The 16,705-nt window shown below is 61.9% G+C and carries 16 protein-coding genes; 7 read left to right on the top strand and 9 right to left on the bottom strand.

The window, feature by feature from the left end:
• Positions 1–18: 18 nt before the first annotated feature.
• The 5 genes from ACR80S_RS04535 to ACR80S_RS04515 form a co-directional block, all read right to left on the bottom strand.
• The gene (locus ACR80S_RS04535; protein WP_435402654.1) at positions 19–2,625 is read right to left on the bottom strand and encodes a chemotaxis protein CheB; all 2,607 of its coding nucleotides are present in this window, start codon (positions 2,623–2,625) and stop codon (positions 19–21) included.
• Between the two features lie 12 nt (positions 2,626–2,637).
• A complete protein-coding gene (locus tag ACR80S_RS04530) occupies positions 2,638–3,237 on the bottom strand; it encodes a PAS domain S-box protein (protein WP_435399543.1) in 600 nt (199 codons plus the stop codon).
• A gap of 300 nt (positions 3,238–3,537) precedes the next feature.
• Positions 3,538–3,918: a DUF4112 domain-containing protein gene (locus ACR80S_RS04525; RefSeq protein ID WP_435399325.1), complete on the bottom strand. Its 381-nt coding sequence runs from the start codon at positions 3,916–3,918 to the stop codon at positions 3,538–3,540.
• Entirely contained in the window at positions 3,915–4,073 is a 159-nt protein-coding gene (locus tag ACR80S_RS04520; RefSeq protein WP_435399324.1) for a YqaE/Pmp3 family membrane protein, read from the bottom strand. Before ACR80S_RS04520 ends, ACR80S_RS04525 begins: the two co-directional genes overlap by 4 nt.
• A 161-nt stretch (positions 4,074–4,234) precedes the next feature.
• On the bottom strand, positions 4,235–4,855 hold the full coding sequence (locus tag ACR80S_RS04515; protein ID WP_435399323.1) for a DUF892 family protein: 621 nt from the start codon (positions 4,853–4,855) through the stop codon (positions 4,235–4,237).
• A 297-nt stretch (positions 4,856–5,152) separates the two neighbouring features.
• Between ACR80S_RS04515 and ACR80S_RS04510 the strand changes: the two genes are divergently transcribed.
• Complete coding sequence (locus ACR80S_RS04510) at positions 5,153–5,422, top strand: GlsB/YeaQ/YmgE family stress response membrane protein (RefSeq protein ID WP_435399322.1); 270 nt, start codon at positions 5,153–5,155, stop codon at positions 5,420–5,422.
• A gap of 29 nt (positions 5,423–5,451) precedes the next feature.
• On the opposite strand, the gene ACR80S_RS04505 is transcribed toward ACR80S_RS04510, so the two are convergent.
• Both ACR80S_RS04505 and ACR80S_RS04500 read right to left on the bottom strand, forming a co-directional pair.
• Complete coding sequence (locus ACR80S_RS04505) at positions 5,452–5,994, bottom strand: DUF421 domain-containing protein (RefSeq protein ID WP_435402653.1); 543 nt, start codon at positions 5,992–5,994, stop codon at positions 5,452–5,454.
• A 30-nt stretch (positions 5,995–6,024) separates the two neighbouring features.
• Positions 6,025–8,418 (bottom strand): catalase, encoded by a 2,394-nt coding sequence (locus ACR80S_RS04500; RefSeq protein ID WP_435402652.1) that lies wholly within the window; start codon positions 8,416–8,418, stop codon positions 6,025–6,027.
• Positions 8,419–8,976: 558 nt separating this feature from the next.
• On the opposite strand from ACR80S_RS04500, the gene ACR80S_RS04495 reads away from it, so the two are divergent.
• The 3 genes from ACR80S_RS04495 to nadA all read left to right on the top strand — a co-directional run bounded on the left by ACR80S_RS04495 (position 8,977) and on the right by nadA (position 12,076).
• Positions 8,977–10,242 carry a phospholipase D-like domain-containing protein gene (locus tag ACR80S_RS04495; protein ID WP_435402651.1) on the top strand — a complete coding sequence of 422 codons (1,266 nt, stop codon included), beginning with the start codon at positions 8,977–8,979 and terminating at the stop codon, positions 10,240–10,242.
• A gap of 247 nt (positions 10,243–10,489) precedes the next feature.
• On the top strand, positions 10,490–10,672 hold the full coding sequence (locus ACR80S_RS04490) for a CsbD family protein (protein ID WP_435399318.1): 183 nt from the start codon (positions 10,490–10,492) through the stop codon (positions 10,670–10,672).
• Between the two features lie 375 nt (positions 10,673–11,047).
• Positions 11,048–12,076, top strand: a complete 1,029-nt coding sequence (nadA, locus tag ACR80S_RS04485) for a quinolinate synthase NadA (protein WP_435399317.1) — start codon at positions 11,048–11,050, stop codon at positions 12,074–12,076.
• A gap of 26 nt (positions 12,077–12,102) precedes the next feature.
• Here nadA and ACR80S_RS04480 read toward each other — a convergent pair whose 3' ends face one another.
• A complete protein-coding gene (locus tag ACR80S_RS04480; RefSeq protein WP_435399316.1) occupies positions 12,103–13,566 on the bottom strand; it encodes a M48 family metalloprotease in 1,464 nt (487 codons plus the stop codon).
• Positions 13,567–13,715: 149 nt separating this feature from the next.
• On the opposite strand from ACR80S_RS04480, the gene ACR80S_RS04475 reads away from it, so the two are divergent.
• Positions 13,716–13,964, top strand: coding sequence for a sulfurtransferase TusA family protein (locus ACR80S_RS04475; protein WP_435399315.1), 249 nt, complete (start codon positions 13,716–13,718; stop codon positions 13,962–13,964).
• Positions 13,961–15,061 (top strand): AI-2E family transporter, encoded by a 1,101-nt coding sequence (locus ACR80S_RS04470; RefSeq protein WP_435399314.1) that lies wholly within the window; start codon positions 13,961–13,963, stop codon positions 15,059–15,061. The genes ACR80S_RS04475 and ACR80S_RS04470 overlap by 4 nt, the downstream gene beginning before the upstream one ends.
• A 59-nt stretch (positions 15,062–15,120) precedes the next feature.
• Here the strand turns inward: ACR80S_RS04470 and ACR80S_RS04465 are convergent, their stop codons facing one another.
• Complete coding sequence (locus ACR80S_RS04465; protein ID WP_435399313.1) at positions 15,121–15,594, bottom strand: peroxiredoxin; 474 nt, start codon at positions 15,592–15,594, stop codon at positions 15,121–15,123.
• Positions 15,595–15,819: 225 nt separating this feature from the next.
• On the opposite strand from ACR80S_RS04465, the gene dapA reads away from it, so the two are divergent.
• The gene (gene dapA / locus ACR80S_RS04460; RefSeq protein WP_435399312.1) at positions 15,820–16,704 is read left to right on the top strand and encodes a 4-hydroxy-tetrahydrodipicolinate synthase; all 885 of its coding nucleotides are present in this window, start codon (positions 15,820–15,822) and stop codon (positions 16,702–16,704) included.
• Position 16,705: the final 1 nt, after the last annotated feature.

Below are 16,705 nucleotides of genomic sequence, written 5' to 3'. Positions count from 1 at the left end.
GGGGATATGGCCTATCCATCATGATTTTAGATCCTTGCGCAGAGTCTGTTCCAATTCCTTGGTCGCGGTGATATCGACCAGGGTGATCACCACTCCGTCAATCACGTTATCCAGCCGGCGATAGGGCATGATCCGTACCGTAAACCAGCGACCGTCGGTGGCGAGGATCTGTTTCTCTGAAAATTCCAGGGTGCTCAGGGTGGCATGGGCATCGTCGTTGAGTTCCGGATACAGCAGGGTAGTGGTGAGATCGCTGAGAGGGCGGCCGACATCGCTTTCCCGGATGTTGATGATCTTTGCTGCCCTTTCGGTGTAGCGGCGGACGTTCAGATTCTGGTCAAGAAACAGAATGGCTATCTCGATGCTGTTGAGCAGGTTTTTCATATCGCTCTGGGCGAGGGCCAGATCGTCGAGTTTGGTCTGCATTTCCGCGTTGATGGTCTGCAGCTCCTCGTTCATGGACTGCATTTCCTCTTTCGACGTGGTCAGCTCCTCGTTGGTTGACTGCAATTCCTCATTGGTAGACTGCAACTCCTCGTTGGCTGACTGTAACTCCTCCTGAGATGCGCGATTTTCCTCTCTTAGCGTCTGTATCTCATCCTGGTATTGTTGCAGCTCCGTGGCACGAGACTGTTTCGGGTCTGTTTTCGATGTGTTCTTGTCTGCCGAGTCGGCATGGGCCGGGGCGATGTCGCGGAACACGATCATCTTCATGTCCCGCAGGGCGGTAGGTTCTCGCAGCGTCTGTACGGTAACATCTACATGCTGCGTGCCTCCGCCGGGCAGTTGCACCTGCAGGCCTTGCAAGTGCGCCGGCTCGCTCTGGTTTGCTGTCTGGCGCAGGGCACTGGCGATGGGTGTCCGCAGGCCTTCTCGCACCATGGCGTAAAAATTCCAGTTGGCCTTGCCGGCGGCAGGTTCCAGGTACTTTCCCGTGCGACCGCTGATATAGACGATATCACCCTCTTCGTTGATCACTACTGCGGCGGGAGCATAGACCTGAAGTAACACCTGATCGGCTGCCGCTTGCAGATTGTCATGCTTGTGGGAGGATGTGTTACTGGGTGACACGGGAATCTCCTTGGCTATCCTGGCCAGGGGGGGGAATGACTTTACCGGTAAGCGGATGTCACGATTCTGGGCATTATCCTGGCGTTGGTAAAGCCTCAGCTTGGATTGGATAGGCGAAAATAGCTGAGCATAGCGTCCTACTGTCTCGGAACTCCCCAATAACAGTATCCCCCCGGCGCGCAGGCTGTAGTGAAAAAGGGGGATCAGTTTGCGTTGCAGGCTCTGGTCGAAATAGATCAGCAAGTTGCGACAGGAAATAAGGTCGAGGCGAGTAAAGGGGGGGTCAAGCACCACATCCTGCTGGGCAAACAATACCAGGTCGCGGATATTTCGGTTGAGCTGGTAGCCGTCACCATGAACAGTGAAAAAGCGGGCCAGGCGCTCTGCCGAGACATTGCTGCCGATGTCGGCAGCATAATGTCCGCGGCGAGCCGTGGCAATGGCATCCGGACTCAGGTCGGAGGCGAAGATCTGCAGGGTGAAGTCATGGGGGCGTGGCAGCGTGTCCAATGTCTCCATGAAGATCATGGCCAGGGAATAAGCCTCTTCACCGGTCGAGCAGCCGACTACCCAAGCCCGCAGGTGGTGCTCGCTGTTCTGCCTCGCCAGCAGCTCCGGCAGGGTGCTCTCCGCGAGATGCACCCAGACTTGCGCATCACGGAAAAAACTGGTCACTCCGATGAGCACTTCCTTGAACAAGAGATCGATCTCCTGGGGGTTATGCTCCAGAAAATCGGCGTAAAGGTTCAAGGTGGCAATTTCATGTATCGCCATGCGCCGCTCGATGCGTCGGTGCAGGGTGCTGTGCTTGTAGAGGGAGAAATCGTGCCGGGTTCGCTCTTGAAGCCGTCGGAAAATGCGCTGCAAGGGCGTCGATTCCAGCTCGGGCTCGGGCTCGGGCTCGGTCGCTGGCTCTGCCGAACCGCCGTTGGAGACGGCCGGGGAGGGGGCCTGGGCGAGGCAGGTCAGGATGCGGGCAGGCAAGTCGCCAGGAGGAGCAATGATATCGGCGCAGTTTGCGGCGATGGCGCTTTTGGGCATGGCATCGAACTGTGCAGTGTCGGGTTGCTGCACCGCCGTGAGACCGCCTACGGTCTTGATTGCTTGCAGGCCCAGGGTACCGTCGGCGCCCATGCCGGAGAGTACCACCCCGATGGCGCGATCTCCCTGGGCGCGGGCCAGGGAAGAGAGCAACACGTTGATAGGCAGACGCATGCCCCTGGGTTCCATGGGTTTTGCCAGGTTCAGCAAGCCGTCGACAACGCTGAGTTCCGTATTCGGCGGAATCACATAGACGCAGTCTGGCTCGATGGGCATGCCATGGGTCGCCTGCCGTACCGACATCGGGGTGACTCGCTGGAGCAGTTCCGGTAATAACGCCTTATGGGTGGGATCGAGATGCTGCACCACGATATAGGCCATGTGGCTGTTGGGCGGGATCTTGGCAAGGAACTCTTCCAGCGGCGCCAGCCCCCCAGCGGATGCGCCAATACCCAGGATGCGAAACGCTTCCCCGGGTGGCATCGGCGTGTTGTCAGGGGTCAAGCTAGTCATGATATGGAGCGTCTAACCTGAGATATCTGCATTGCCGCTCTCGCAGCAGGCCAGCAAAATATGCTCCCCCCCGGGGGGCAGTGATGCCAGGAACTGCACGTGTCGGGAGCCCTGTGCGCCTCTCCCCGCCTCGGCCAGGCAGCCATCCCGATCGCCGCTCTGTGCGATACGTTCCAGCAGGCCAAGCAGCAGCGGCCGGCTCCGGACGGGCAGGAACGTAGCGATGGGGTGTCCCTCAAGATCGTCAGGTTCAACGCCAAGCAGTTCCGCGGCGGCAAGATTACCTTGAATAATGTTGCCCTCGACATCGACGAGAAGATAACCAAGGGGGGCGAAATCAAAAAGCTTTCTATAAAGACTCAATTCTTCGGCAACTGCTCGTTCATTGTTGGTGATTTCCTCGATCTGCAGGTCAAGCTCCACCTGGTGAACCTGCAATTCATGGAGCAACTTGAGGGCGTCGTCCGCATTGTCGGGATCGCTGGAGAGCCGGTGCAGAAGGCGAAGGGCGTCAACACCAACCGACCATTGGCTCGGTGACGAAGTTGAGCCTGTCAGCAGTTGCTCTTCGGCCTTGTCTCGCAGTTGTGTATAGACACTGGGTTCATTCATTGTCGTGGGCATATAAAGCACCTAGCTTATCATTCATATATGGCTTTCATTGTAGCGTATTTCGACTGGGAAGGGTATGAGAGTTTTTTTGCGATTCAGGAGATCCGTACTTTCTGTTTGAAATGTCCGTGTTGAACGGAGAGTTATATATACTCACTGCAGGATCTGCACTTGTTATCCACTGTACCCGTTGTTAAATTAACATTTTCCACGAGCAGGACGCTCCCGAATTAACCCTTTTTTCCATGGGGGTCGAACGCTTGCTAATCCCAGCAAAGGTCAACTGTCGGACGATCTTGATCAGCCGGGTGTACTGCGATCCAGATAGGCATCCATCAGCCGGGCGTTGCGCAGATTGGCCTTGAACGCGAAATCGAACAGGTCACCGAACAGCGGGAACGAGCCAACCAGAGTATCCAGGATGACGTTCAGGACCATTCTCCTGCGCACACTGGCGGGCACACCGGCGCGCGCCGTCTGCGAGATAATGTAGAACGACACCCCCGCCGCCGCGATATCACCGGCCACCGGTAATAGCCCGATGAGCCCGTCGATTCCGATACGGTAACCTCCGGGCAGACGGATAAAACTGTCCATCAGGCGGGCCAGCCGGTGCACGCGCCTGCGAGCCTCGGCAACGCGGCGCTGGGGCGCGTCCGGGAGCGGCATCGCGTCGATCATCGCCTGGCGATGATCCACACGGCGTGAACGATGCCGGGAATATAGCCGAGCAGCGTGAGCAGGATGTTGATCCAGAAGTGCTTGCCTAGCCCTTCCTGCAGGAAGACACCGAGCGGTGGCAAGAGAATCGCCACGATAATGCGTAACAGGTCCATTGGCCGTGCTCCTGAGTGCGATATGATGGCGTTCTGGCGGCTGTCCTCCCCGAGCGAGTCGAGACACGCCGCATCTTGACCCGCCAGAACCGGAGATTCCTTGCGCCATCCCAGATTCGGCTGACACTACTGCCGTGCAGCTCGACACCGCGCTGGGTTTCTCAGCGCTTTGACTTCAGCATCTCGTCGCGCTGTTTCTCCGCCCGGGCGGCGCCAATCGCGGTTTCGACCTTTTTCACTTCCTCGGGGGGCGGCAGCACCGCAGGCAAGCCGAGCGAATCGATCCATAGCTCTCGGAGGAACCCCTTGGTGTGATGGAGGTGATGCTCCTCTTCCTGCCCCACCGCGTCGAACGCTGTCTTGAGTGCGCTGGTTCCTTTCCCCTCGCCGTGCTCGGCCAGATGCCCGATCAACTGCCAGTTCTGCAGATCCTTGGTTTCCGCAAGCACCACGCACTCGCCGGCCACGAGTTGAGCAGCCGCGGCACTGCCTTTCGCCTTCGCCATTTCCATCGCGGTGACCAGAGAATCACCCAGGTGTGCGACAACTTCACGGCCGGGTGTGGTGGTATCGGGGTTCAGCCCCAGTACCTCGAACACCTGGAGCAGCAGCTTCTCGTGGGTGAGGGTCTGCTCGAGGTACTCTTCCCATTCACCTTTCAGGTCCTCGTTCTGTGCACAGGACAGTGCGGTCTCGTAGATCTTTTTACCACCGCGCTCCGTCTCGAGGGCCTGATACAGCAGCTCATGCAACTGCTTCTTGATATAGGGAGTCTTTTTCATCGATTTCTCCTCAGTATCGCTGCGCTGCACACCCGCAGGTGGGCGGCGTTGTTTGGCTGGGCTCAACGAGGCGATTGAGACCACCCAGTTAAGACTTAAATGATAGGTAACGAAGGCATCCGAGTCGGTGCAGTTGCGCACATAGCCTGTCTTCTCCTCGGAGGGGGAAGTCGGCGGTACCGTCTTAACGTTCTGCGATTCGAGAGTGCGATAGCGCACGGTGATCGCGGTAGGCCAGTCGTAGGCTCTGAGAGTTGGCGTACTGTGCGTCAAAAAAATAACCTGGAGGATGACATCATGGGCATCATTGTATGGCTTATCATGGGCGGCCTGGTCGGCTGGATCGCGAGCATGATCATGGGGACCAGCGGCCAGCAGGGCATCATTCTGAACGTCGTGGTCGGCATCGTAGGTGCGATGATCGGCGGATTTCTGATCGGGCCGCTACTCGGTGCCGGCTCCATCAACGACGGCATCACTATCATGAGCTTCATCGTGTCATTGATAGGCGCTATCATTCTGCTCGCCATCCTGAGTCTGTTCCAGCGTGGCAGGAAGCGCGGATAAACCAGTGGTTCACCAACAGATGAGAGGATTCAGGATTGGCGTTCGGCGGACTCCGGGTATTCCCGGGGTCCGTTGACGCCGACGAGGCTGGAGCCGTTTCCATCCGGGCTCCCCTGGACGATGCTGAACGAGCCGTCGGTCTCCAGGACGACGGCTCGAACCTGTTGCAATGAGTCGAACCCGGCGGAGCGGATCGCCGCCCGTATTTCGTCTTCGGTCACTCGCGATGTCAGCAAGGCCGCTGGCAGTAATTTCCCCTCATAAAGCAGCATCCTCGGCTCCCCCGTCGCCAGGCGCCGGACCCAACGTACTCGGACGCTGGTCCAGGTGACCACGAACTGCAGGCCGATGAGCAGGGCGAAGGCCAGGACGCCTTCGGCCAGGGCGACCTCCTTGGCCAGCAGGACCGTCGCCAGGGTCGAGCCGAGGGCGACGGTTACGATCAGGTCGAAGGCGTTCATCTTGGAGAGGGTCCGTTTCCCCGAGACGCGAAGGAACATGATCAGAGCAACGTAGGCCAGCACCCCGACGATGAGGGTGCGGAGCAGACTGTCCCATCCACTAAAGAGCATCCGTTGACTCCTGACGCCTGGTGGGCCGCGTCATTTGATGGGGGGATCGCTGTCGCGAGCGAGATAACGGTGAGCGGCGACCGCCTCGATGAATGCCGGTGCGATGTCGGCCGCATCGACGGCGTTCCCCAGCAGGATGCCCTCGTCGTCATCCATGAGGGATCCTATGCCGGCCATTTCCAGTAGCTCCCGTCCGGCGCCCAACGCCAGAATCGTCTTGCAGTGCCTGAACTGATCGATGACAAACTCCATCGTATGCCCGTTGCCCGACAGGGACTTCACCGCCTCGTCTCCGTCTGGTAGTACCAGCGCATCGAACAGGAATCCCGGAGAATTCTCCATCGACTTGTTCGCTTCGATCTTCTCACCGCCGTTGCCGACGAACATGCCGACGCGTGGACCCACGAAATGCACGACCGCTCCTGCGTCGGTCAGGGCACCATGAAGGGCGACGAGCGAGGCATGGTGGACGCCATCCGCGACCAGCACGGCGATCTGGCGTGTGCGGACACCGCATTCGCCCGGCAGGGCCATCAACGACAGCGCAGGTGACAGGGCTACCTCCGGCGGCTTGGGATCGGCGATGGCTTTCGGCATGGCATCGGGAACGTCCATGCCCAGCCCGGCGGCGACGTCGTCGGCGAGTTCCCTTGACACGTTTACCAGCGAGGAGACCATCCGCTCACGAATTGCGGGGACACCCACCTTGCTCAGCTCGAAACGAAATGCGGCGGCAATATGGGCCTTCTCGACAGCGGTCTGACTATCGAAGAACAAGGTTGCCTGGGCATAGTGCTCGGCAAACTTTTCCGGCTTTCCGCGGACCTTATCGCCGGTAATGGCCTCGGGGAAGGAGACGAATCCGGTGGTGCCTGCCTGGAAGGGGCAACCACCCGCCAATGAGTTGGGCTCGTAGGCAACGCGCCCGCGATGCAGTGACTGGCGGTGCATGCCGTCGCGCTGGTTGTTCTGAACTTGGGCAAGCGACGAATTGATCGGGATCTCGTGGAAATTGGGCCCGCCGAGTCGCGTGATCTGCGTATCCGCATAGGAATGAATGCGGCCGGCGAGCAGCGGGTCGTTGGAGAAATCGATGCCCGGTATGATGTGCGCCGTGCAGAACGCGACCTGTTCGGTTTCCGCGAAGAAGTTATCGGGGTTGCGATTCAGCACCATGCGCCCGACGGGCGTAAGCGGCACGAGCTCTTCCGGTATTAGCTTGGTCGAGTCGAGCACGTCGAAGCTGAAGCCTTCGGCCTGCTCTTCGGTGAAGATCTGCAGGCCAAGTTCCCATTCCGGGAATTCTCCCGATTCGATGGCCTCCCAAAGATCAGCGCGATGGTAATCGGGGTTCGCGCCCGAGATCTTCACGGCTTCGTCCCACAGGAGTGAGTGGGTTCCCTGGAGCGGCTTCCAGTGGAACTTGCAGAAGACGGACGCTCCCTGGTCGTTGATCAGACGAAACGTATGCACGCCAAAGCCCTGCATCATACGATAGCTGCGGGGGATGCCACGATCCGACAGCACCCACATCAGCATATGGGTGGACTCCGGCATCAGTGAGACGAAATCCCAGAAGGTGTCATGGGCGGATCCCGCTTGGGGCATGCCGTGATGGGGTTCGGGCTTGGCGGCATGGACCAGGTCGGGAAACTTCATCGCATCCTGAATGAAGAAGACCGGGATGTTGTTGCCGACCAGGTCCCAGTTGCCTTCGTCGGTATAGAATTTCACAGCGAAGCCGCGCGCATCGCGGGCGGTATCTTTTGAACCGCGTTCGCCGAGCACCGTGGAAAAACGCACGAACACGGGTGTGATCTTGCCCTTCTCGGCAAACGGCGCCGCGCGCGTGATCTTGGTCTGCGCATCGTAGGCTTCGAAGTAGCCGTGGGCCGCTGAGCCGCGGGCATGGACGATTCGCTCGGGGATGCGCTCGTGATCAAAATGCGTGATCTTTTCGCGCAGGATGAAGTCTTCGAGCAACGATGGCCCACGAAGTCCGGCTTTCAGGGTGTTCTGATTGTCGCCAACGGGAACGCCTTGATTGGTCGTCAAGGGTCGATCACTGGCATCGACTCTGACCCTGTCCAGCGATTCGACGTTGGCGTTCGTTCCGAGGGGCGCCGCCCCACCGGTTTTCGCGGTACCGGTTTCCTCGGTCGTCGTGCTCGCGGTCAACGCGCTGGAGCCCGGCCTTGTCGTCACACCCGCCGGCGGTGCCACGCCATTGTCGTGACCGTACTCGAGTTCCTTGATGCTGTTGTAGGGCATCGCGGCCACGAAGGCGTCGCTTGCGTTGGCTTGCTCGGCGACGATGTCGTTTGTCCTGAGCACGCCATCATGCCCCTGCGCTTGCGTTTCCGACTTGTCGCCTTTGCTTTTTACTGGCGATGGCTTGGGCGGTTTGTTGTTATTCGTTGCCATGAGGCTTCTCCTGGGTGGAACTGTGGACTAGCGCGATGCCGCTGAAAGCGGGAGCTACCCTCCATTTTTGTATTGCCGTTGTGATCTGTCTGTTCGACAGCGCACGCGCAGAGCTTGACCTGCCACAGCCATCCGGAGGCCCTCTTCTTGGCTCGGTGCGGTAACGCACCGACGCGGCAATGACAGCCGGGTGATATTAGCGGGTGGTGCCGTGAGCGTCCGGTGCGTCGGATTCGCTTGGACGAGCGCACCGCGGCCACCTCGCAGTGTATGGTCGCCGGCCTCCCGCTTGTTGCCTCATACTCATAATAGAGGCAACCGGCTTTTGCCCTGGGCAGACATGTTCGCTATAACCATCAATGGTCTGCCGCTGTCTGGTTCACATGCCCATAACAAACCGCGGGACCTGTTCGCGTTGGCCTTTGGGAGCATTGGCATCACCTACGGCATGCTTGGCGCCGGTTTGCTGCGTGCGCAGATCCGATGCCGTCCGCATCCATTGACAGCGCTGTTCACCTCCGCACGTTTGGAACGCCATTGACCGGGAGTGGCAAATCCATGTTCTGGGTAATCAGTACCACTGTGCTTGCCACCAGCTTGATTCTGGTGGCGTTGCACAACCTCATGTCGTCTGAGGAGGCGGTGGAGCGCAAGGTCGAGCATCGCCACGTTGCTTCCGATCCGCAGTTTCGGCGCGAGATGTCTGTCCTGCTGGGCCCGTCGATAGTGGGCGGCAATCAGGTGACGGCACTACAAAATGGCAATGAGATCTTTCCTGCGATGCTATCGGCCATTCGTTCGGCGCAGACATCGATTACCTTCGAGACGTTCATTTACTGGTCGGGTGACATCGGGGAAGCATTTACTCAGGCGCTTTCCGAGCGGGCTCGCGCGGGCGTGCCGGTCAGCGTGATCATCGATTGGGTGGGCAGCACCAAGATAGAGCAGTCGCTGCTGGACGCCCTGCAGGACGCCGGTGTGCAGGTCCATCGGTATCGGCCGCTGCACTGGTACAACATTGGCCGGATGAACAAACGCACCCATCGCAAGCTGCTGGTGGTCGATGGCCGCATCGGCTTCACCGGCGGGGTAGGCATCGCGGATCAGTGGACTGGCGACGGTGGCGATCCGGATCACTGGCGAGATACTCACTTTCGGAATGAAGGGCCCGTCGTGGCGCAGCTGCAGGCGGCCTTCAACGACAACTGGATCAAGGCCACGGGCGAGGTGCTGAACGGGCCCAGCTACTTTCCTGCCCTCCGGGAAGCGGGCGAGATGGAGGCGCACGTGTTCGTTGCCTCGCCTTCAGGCGGAAGCGAGAGCATGCATCTGATGTATCTGCTTGCCATCGCAGCAGCCGGGGAGACGATCGACCTGGCGGCGTCCTACTTTGTGCCTGACAGGCTGTTGGTCGAGGCGCTGGTCGCTGCCCGCGATCGCGATGTCCGCGTTCGCATTCTGCTGCCTGGCCCCTACCTCGATGCGGTTACCGTCAAGATTGCCTCCAAGGCTGATTGGGGCAAGCTGCTGCAGGCCGGGGCCGAGATCCATGTCTATCAGCCGACCATGCTGCATACCAAGCTGCTGGTCATCGATGCCGAGTTTGTTTCGGTGGGCTCAACCAATTTCGACATGCGTTCGATTCAACTCAATGACGAAGCGAGTCTGAATATCTACAACAGCGACTTTGCTACTCAGATGACCGCGGTGTTCGATGCCGATCTTCAGTCGGCTGAGCTGTATTCGCTTGCCCAATGGAAGAGCCGTCCGTTGCGAGAAAAATTGTCCGAGAAGATCTTGCTGCCTATCAGATCCCAGCTTTGATGTAGGAGTGTCTTACTGGCCTTTACCCCCCCCCCATCGAGGCGAGAATTCAACCTTGGCAGCGACGCATACTGTGGTGTTCTTTGCTGAGGGCGTGTCTGAACAAATCATCCCACCTAAGTTAGGCGACGCACAGACCGTGCGGCGAGTATCGACTACTTTGTGATTGGGAGTCTCCCCCTTGGATTTGTAACACTTCATGGCGAGAGGCAGAACCCGAATGGATCAGTCACTTGGAGATCGGCTAATGAACAAGAATCAAGCAGAAGGTCGTGGGAAGGAAGCCAAGGGCAAGGTCAAGGAGACTGTCGGCAAGGTGACCGGCAACAAGGAGACGGAGTACAAGGGGAAGGCCGAAAAGCAGGGCGGCAAGGCTGAGGCCAAGTACGGAGATATCAAGAGCGATGCCAAGAAGGCGTCAAAAAAATAAACTGTTCCACGATGTAGTTGAAACAAAAAGTAATCGAAACATGATGTAATCGAAAAAGTGTTGATGCCCGGCTTGATGCTATCAGGCCGGGCGTTCGTCGTGATATTTGGCTGGCCCGTCCAGTTCCTCGTCGGATCCGTCACGAGCCACCCCCCCCCTTGATCCAGCTTGGTGGCGCCCCCATATCCTCCACACGCCGCTTTTCTGGTCGGGACTGGTCAATACGCCACCGTTCTCGACTAGAATAGAGGTGCGGGTCGACCACGGCGAAAGACGCAAGGGTTGGCCCCAGGCGCATCGTCCGCGCGGAGCGCGCGAACCACGATGTACCCGATCATGCAGGGGGAGCCCCTGCCAGTCACAGTGGTAGACACGATGACGATCATGACTTCCCGTGCGGAGGTACACGAGTACCTGACCCGCGCCTATTGCCCCACCCGGATTCCCGCCGAGGACGAGGCGCACATCGAGGAGATCAAGCGGCTCCTCGAGGTCAACAACGCCGTCCTGGTGGCCCACTACTACACCGACGATGCCATCCAGCAACTCGCCGAGGAGACCGGCGGCTGCGTGGCCGACTCCCTGGAGATGGCGCGCTTCGGCGCCCGCCACGAGGCCGACACCCTGGTGGTGGCTGGGGTGCGCTTCATGGGCGAGACCGCCAAGATCCTCTCGCCGGAGAAGCGCGTGCTGATGCCCACCCTGGAGGCGACCTGCTCCCTGGATCTGGGTTGTCCGGCCGACGCGTTCAGCGCTTTCTGCGACCAGCACCCCGACCGCACCGTGGTGGTCTATGCCAACACCTCCGCGGCGGTGAAGGCCCGCGCCGACTGGGTGGTGACCTCATCGATCGCCGTCGAGGTGATCGAGGAGCTCCAGGCCCGCGGCGAGAAGATCCTGTGGGCGCCGGACAAGCATCTCGGCGGCTACATCCAGAAGAAGACCGGCGCCGACATGCTGCTCTGGGACGGTGCCTGCATCGTCCACGAGGAGTTCAAGGCGAAGGGGGTCGAGGACCTCAAGGCGCTCTATCCGGAGGCCGCGGTGCTGGTGCACCCGGAGTCGCCGGCCGCGGTGGTGGAGCTGGCCGACGTGGCGGGGTCCACCTCTCAGCTGATCAAGGCGGCGAAGGAACTGCCCAACGACAAGCTGATTGTGGCCACCGATCGCGGCATCTTCTTCAAGATGCAGCAGGCGGTGCCCGAAAAGACCCTGTTCGAGGCGCCCACCGCCGGCAAGGGTGCCACCTGCAGGAGCTGCGCCCACTGCCCGTGGATGGCGATGAATGCGCTCGACAACCTGGCCGACGCCCTGCGACACGGCTCCGGCGAGATCTTCGTCGATGACGCGCTGCGCCTGGCCGCCCTCAAGCCGCTGGAGCGGATGCTGAATTTCCAGCGCTGAGGCGCAACGTCCAGCGCTAGAACTTCTTAGAACTTCTCCAGCGTTTCCCGGTAGCCGATGAACGCCTCACGGCGCTGCTCGATGCGAGCAGCCGCCGTGGTGTCTCCTTCCCGCTCGGCCACTTGCCGGGCCACGTCCAGCTGGCGGATAGCCTCACTGATGCGTCCGTTCAGCTGCAGCTGCTCGGCCCTGGCCAGGTGGCCCCAGGCCTCGCGGCCGCTGCGGCCGGCGGCCTGGGCCAGCAGGGTGAACACCTGCGGGTCCTCATGGCGCCGCTCGGAGAGCTCACGAAGCACCCGCCACGCCTCGTCCGGGTCGCGCTGCAGCAACGCCTCACCCAGCACCAGGGTGGCAGGCAGATGCCCCGGCATCAGCCTCAGCAGGCGGCGGCTGCGCTCGATGGCGTCGTCATAGCGGCCGGCATCGAAGGCCACCAGGGCGGCCGAGGCGGGCAGCAGGCCGAGGTCGGGCTCCTGACGGGCCAGGGCGTCGAGGGTCGCGAGGGCACCGCTGGGGTTGCCCCGGCGGGCCTCAACCAGGGCGTCCAGATAGCGCCGGGTGGCCGCGGGCACGTCGTCCTGGCTGAGCCGGGTGACGGCCTGCTGGGGGTCGTGCTCATGGATGGTCATCAGGGCACGGGCGCGCACCAGGTGGTACTGGAGGTCGTCGTCACGAGGGGAGGGGACCGTGAGCTGTCCGGCCCGGTCCTGGGTGTCGCTGATCCGCGTTGCGGTCACCGGGTGGGTGAGCAGGAACTCCGGCGGATTGCCGCCCTGCAGGCTGGCCATGCGCTGCATGGCGCGGAACATGCGCACCATGGCCTCGGGGTCGTAGCCGGCCTGGGCCATGGCCTGCAGGCCGATGCGGTCGGCCTCCTGCTCGAAGCGCCGCGAGTAGGCCAACTGGTCCTGAATGAAGGCGGCCTGGGAGCCCATGGCCACGCCGATGCCGGCCTCTCCCCCGCCGGCGGCGGCGATCAGCATGCCGGCCAGCATGGCGGCCATGGCGGGCACCTGGGTCTGCTCGGCGCGGGCCTGGCCGCGGGCGTAGTGACGCTGGGAGAGGTGGCCCAGCTCATGGGCCAGCACCGAGACCAGAGCCGCCTCCTCCTCGGCGAAGGCGAACAGGCCGGCATTCACGCCGATGATGCCCCCCGGCACGGCGAAGGCATTGAGCTGGCGGCTGTCGACCAGGGTCACCAGCGGCTGGCTGCCGCCTAGCCCGCTGTGGGGCAGCAGGCGGGTGACCATCGACTCCATGTAGTGCTGGGCGATGGGGTCCTGCCATTGGGGTGCGCGGGCCCGGAACTGCCGCAGCCAGGCCCGGCCGAGCCGAAACTCCTCGCCGCTGGCGGCCTGGCTATCGCCGCTGGCCAGACTCGGCAGCCCAGCGGCGCTGTCCCACTGGGGCTGGGTCCACTGGGCGGTGGCGGGCAGGGCCAGCACCAGGCACAGGGCGCCGAGGGCGAGTCGGGGAAAACGGCGCGGCATGCTCAGGATCTCCAGTGTTGGGCCGGGGTGGCCATGGTCTGACATTGATTCAATCGGTAAAGTGCCTTTAAATCCCTGGGGTTTCCATGCCGCGGCGACATCCGGCGCAGGCTTGCGCACCCCACCCCTTCAATGTTCCGGGAGAGATCATGGCCCTGCAACCCGACGACCTGCTCGATGCCCGTGGCCTTCCCTGCCCGCTGCCGTTGCTCAAGGCGAAGCAGGCGCTGGCGCGCCTGGCCCCGGGCCAGCTGCTCGAGGTGATGGCCACCGATGCCGGCTCCTGGCAGGACTTCGAGACTTTCACCGCCCAGAGTCACCATGTCATGCTGGAGCGCGAGGCGCGAGGCGACGTCTACCACTACTGGATCCGCAAGGGTGGGGAGGGCACTTCATGACCCTGCGGACGGTCTTCAAGGGCTGGATCGATCACTACTTCTCCGACGAGGAGGCGGTCATCCTGTTGGTGCTGCTGGTGCTCGGCTTCGCCGCAGTGATCTTCCTCGGGCGCATGCTGGCGCCCTTCCTCACCGCCCTGGTGATCGCCTTCCTGCTGCAGGGGGCGGTGAGCTGGCTGCAGCACCGGCACGTGCCCCACCTGCTCGCGGTGATCCTGGTCTTCCTGGGTTTCATCGGCCTGCTGCTGGCGCTGGCCTTCATCCTGATGCCGCTGATCTGGAACCAGCTGGTGGGGCTGGTGCAAGAGACGCCGCGCATGTTCGCCAGCGGCCAGCAGCTGCTCGACGACCTGCAGGATCGCTACCCGCAGCTGATTACCCCCGACCAGATCCAGAACTGGGTCGCCGTGGCCGGGCGCGAGATGACCCAGTTTGGCCAGCGCGCCCTGACCCTGTCGCTGGCCTCGCTGGGCAACGTGCTGGCGCTGATCATCTACCTGGTGCTGGTGCCGATCCTGGTGTTCTTCCTGCTCAAGGATCGCGACAGGCTGGTGGGCTTTACCCTCTCGCTGCTGCCCCACAAGCGCGCCCTGATGACCCGCATCTGGCAGGAGATGGACGTCCAGATCGCCAACTACGTGCGTGGCAAGTTCATCGAGATCATCATCGTGGGCACCATCTCCTTTCTCACCTTTGCCTACTTCGGGCTGCCCTATTCGGCGCTGCTGGCGGTGCTGGTAGGCTTCTCGGTGCTGGTGCCCTACATCGGCGCGGCGGTGGCCACGCTGCCGGTGGCGGCGGTAGCGGGCTTCCACTTCGGCATGACCAGCGAATTCGCCTACGTGGTGATCGCCTACGGTATCATCCAGGCCCTGGACGGCAACGTGCTGGTGCCGATCCTGTTCTCCGAAGCGGTCAACCTGCACCCGGTGTCGATCATCGTGGCGGTGCTGTTTTTCGGCGGGATCTGGGGCTTCTGGGGGATCTTCTTCGCCATTCCGCTGGCGACCCTGCTCAAGGCGCTGGTCTATGCCTGGCCCCGGGGGATTCAGCGTCACAAGCGCGAGGGGGCGGCCGAGGTCATGGCCAAGGAGTGAGAGAAGTGAGAGGAGGAGTGAGCGGTGGGGGCCGCCCTCGGGGCGGCCTCCGGCGGGGCTCAGCCGTTGTGCAGCGCCTGGGCGGCCTCCAGTACCTCTTGGGCGTGGCCCGGGACCTTGACCCCGCGCCACTCACTGGCCAGCCTGCCCTCGGCGTCGATCAGGAAGGTGCTGCGTTCGATGCCCAGATGCTCCTTGCCATACAGCTTCTTGAGCTTGATGACGTCGAATATCCCGCATACCGTCTCGTCCTTGTCGGAGACCAGGTCGAAGTTGAAGCCCTGCTTGGCCTTGAAGTTCTCCTGGGCGCGGAGGCCGTCCCGGGAGACGCCGAGGATTACGGTGTTGGCGGCGTCGAACTCCGCCTTGCGGTCGCGGAAGTCGCCGCCCTCGGTGGTGCAACCCGGGGTGCTGGCCTTGGGGTAGAAGTAGACCACCACCTGCCGGCCCTTGAACTCGGAGAGGGACAGGGTGGTATCACCGGTGGCGGTAGCGATGAAGTCGGGGACCGGCTGGCCGATACTCACGCTCATGGGCGTCTCCTGCACGTTGGTTGGGGGAGCTTGATTACACGCAAGCGCCGCGGTCCTGTCAAAGTTCCAGCCGCCGTGGCGCGGTCAAAGTGAGGCGCCTCGCTGTACAGGCTCTGGCCGGCTGAGTACCATTTGATCCCTGATGCGGGCCATGGGCCCCGCCCCTTCCTGACCCGGTGGCTACCGGGCAGAGGCGCAGCTGTCGAATCGAGAGGATAGATGAGGATGATCACTGGCAGTATCGTCGCCCTGGCGACGCCGATGAAGGTCAATGGCGACATCGACTGGGAAGCGCTGCGTCGCCTGGTGAACTTCCACCTCGACAACGGCACCGATGGCATCGTCGCCGCCGGCACCACCGGCGAGCCCACCACCATGTCGTTCGCCGAGCACTTCGACGTGATCCGCACCGTGGTGGAGGAGGTCAACGGCCGCATTCCCGTCATCGCCGGCACCGGGGCCAACGCCACCTCCGAGGCGGTGGAACTGGCCCGCTACGCCGGCGAGGTAGGGGCCGACTACTGCCTGTCGGTCTGCCCCTACTACAACAAGCCCACCCAGGAGGGGCTCTACCGCCACTTCAAGGCGGTGGCCCAGGGCAGCAAGCTGCCGGTGATCCTCTACAACGTGCCGGGCCGCACCGCCTGCGATCTCTACAATGAGACCGTGCTGCGCCTGGCCGAGGTGGACAACATCATCGGCCTGAAGGACGCCACCGGCAACCTGGAGCGGGCCGAGGATCTCATTGCACGGCTCAAGGGCAGCGGCTTCATGCTCTACTCCGGCGACGACGGCACCGCCTGCGACTTCATGTTGATGGGCGGCCACGGTGATATCTCGGTGACCGCCAACGTGGCCCCCAGGGCCATGCACGACCTCTGCGCCGCGGCGGTGGCCGGCGACGCCGACCATGCCCACCAGCTCAACACCCGGCTGATGCCGCTGCACACCAACCTGGGCATCGAATCCAATCCGATCCCGGTCAAGTGGGCGCTCTACCGCATGGGGCTGATCGAGCCGGGCATCCGCCTGCCGCTTACCTGGCTCTCGGAGAAGTACCACTCCACGATCAGCGAGGCCCTGCAACTGGCCGGCGTGATCGAGGACTGAT

The sequence above is a fragment of the Halomonas salsilacus genome (assembly GCF_051216275.1).
In the GTDB taxonomy this organism is placed as follows: domain Bacteria; phylum Pseudomonadota; class Gammaproteobacteria; order Pseudomonadales; family Halomonadaceae; genus Halomonas.
This window is presented reverse-complemented; position numbering and strand designations above follow the sequence as displayed.

Coding starts and splice junctions, on each gene's coding strand:
- ACR80S_RS04535 (WP_435402654.1), bottom strand. CDS start 2,625: ATGACTAGCTTGACCCCTGACAACACGCCGATGCCACCCGGGGAAGCG.
- ACR80S_RS04530 (WP_435399543.1), bottom strand. CDS start 3,237: ATGAATGAACCCAGTGTCTATACACAACTGCGAGACAAGGCCGAAGAG.
- ACR80S_RS04525 (WP_435399325.1), bottom strand. CDS start 3,918: ATGATCGACGCGATGCCGCTCCCGGACGCGCCCCAGCGCCGCGTTGCC.
- ACR80S_RS04520 (WP_435399324.1), bottom strand. CDS start 4,073: ATGGACCTGTTACGCATTATCGTGGCGATTCTCTTGCCACCGCTCGGT.
- ACR80S_RS04515 (WP_435399323.1), bottom strand. CDS start 4,855: ATGAAAAAGACTCCCTATATCAAGAAGCAGTTGCATGAGCTGCTGTAT.
- ACR80S_RS04510 (WP_435399322.1), top strand. CDS start 5,153: ATGGGCATCATTGTATGGCTTATCATGGGCGGCCTGGTCGGCTGGATC.
- ACR80S_RS04505 (WP_435402653.1), bottom strand. CDS start 5,994: ATGCTCTTTAGTGGATGGGACAGTCTGCTCCGCACCCTCATCGTCGGG.
- ACR80S_RS04500 (WP_435402652.1), bottom strand. CDS start 8,418: ATGGCAACGAATAACAACAAACCGCCCAAGCCATCGCCAGTAAAAAGC.
- ACR80S_RS04495 (WP_435402651.1), top strand. CDS start 8,977: ATGTTCTGGGTAATCAGTACCACTGTGCTTGCCACCAGCTTGATTCTG.
- ACR80S_RS04490 (WP_435399318.1), top strand. CDS start 10,490: ATGAACAAGAATCAAGCAGAAGGTCGTGGGAAGGAAGCCAAGGGCAAG.
- nadA (WP_435399317.1), top strand. CDS start 11,048: ATGACGATCATGACTTCCCGTGCGGAGGTACACGAGTACCTGACCCGC.
- ACR80S_RS04480 (WP_435399316.1), bottom strand. CDS start 13,566: ATGCCGCGCCGTTTTCCCCGACTCGCCCTCGGCGCCCTGTGCCTGGTG.
- ACR80S_RS04475 (WP_435399315.1), top strand. CDS start 13,716: ATGGCCCTGCAACCCGACGACCTGCTCGATGCCCGTGGCCTTCCCTGC.
- ACR80S_RS04470 (WP_435399314.1), top strand. CDS start 13,961: ATGACCCTGCGGACGGTCTTCAAGGGCTGGATCGATCACTACTTCTCC.
- ACR80S_RS04465 (WP_435399313.1), bottom strand. CDS start 15,594: ATGAGCGTGAGTATCGGCCAGCCGGTCCCCGACTTCATCGCTACCGCC.
- dapA (WP_435399312.1), top strand. CDS start 15,820: ATGATCACTGGCAGTATCGTCGCCCTGGCGACGCCGATGAAGGTCAAT.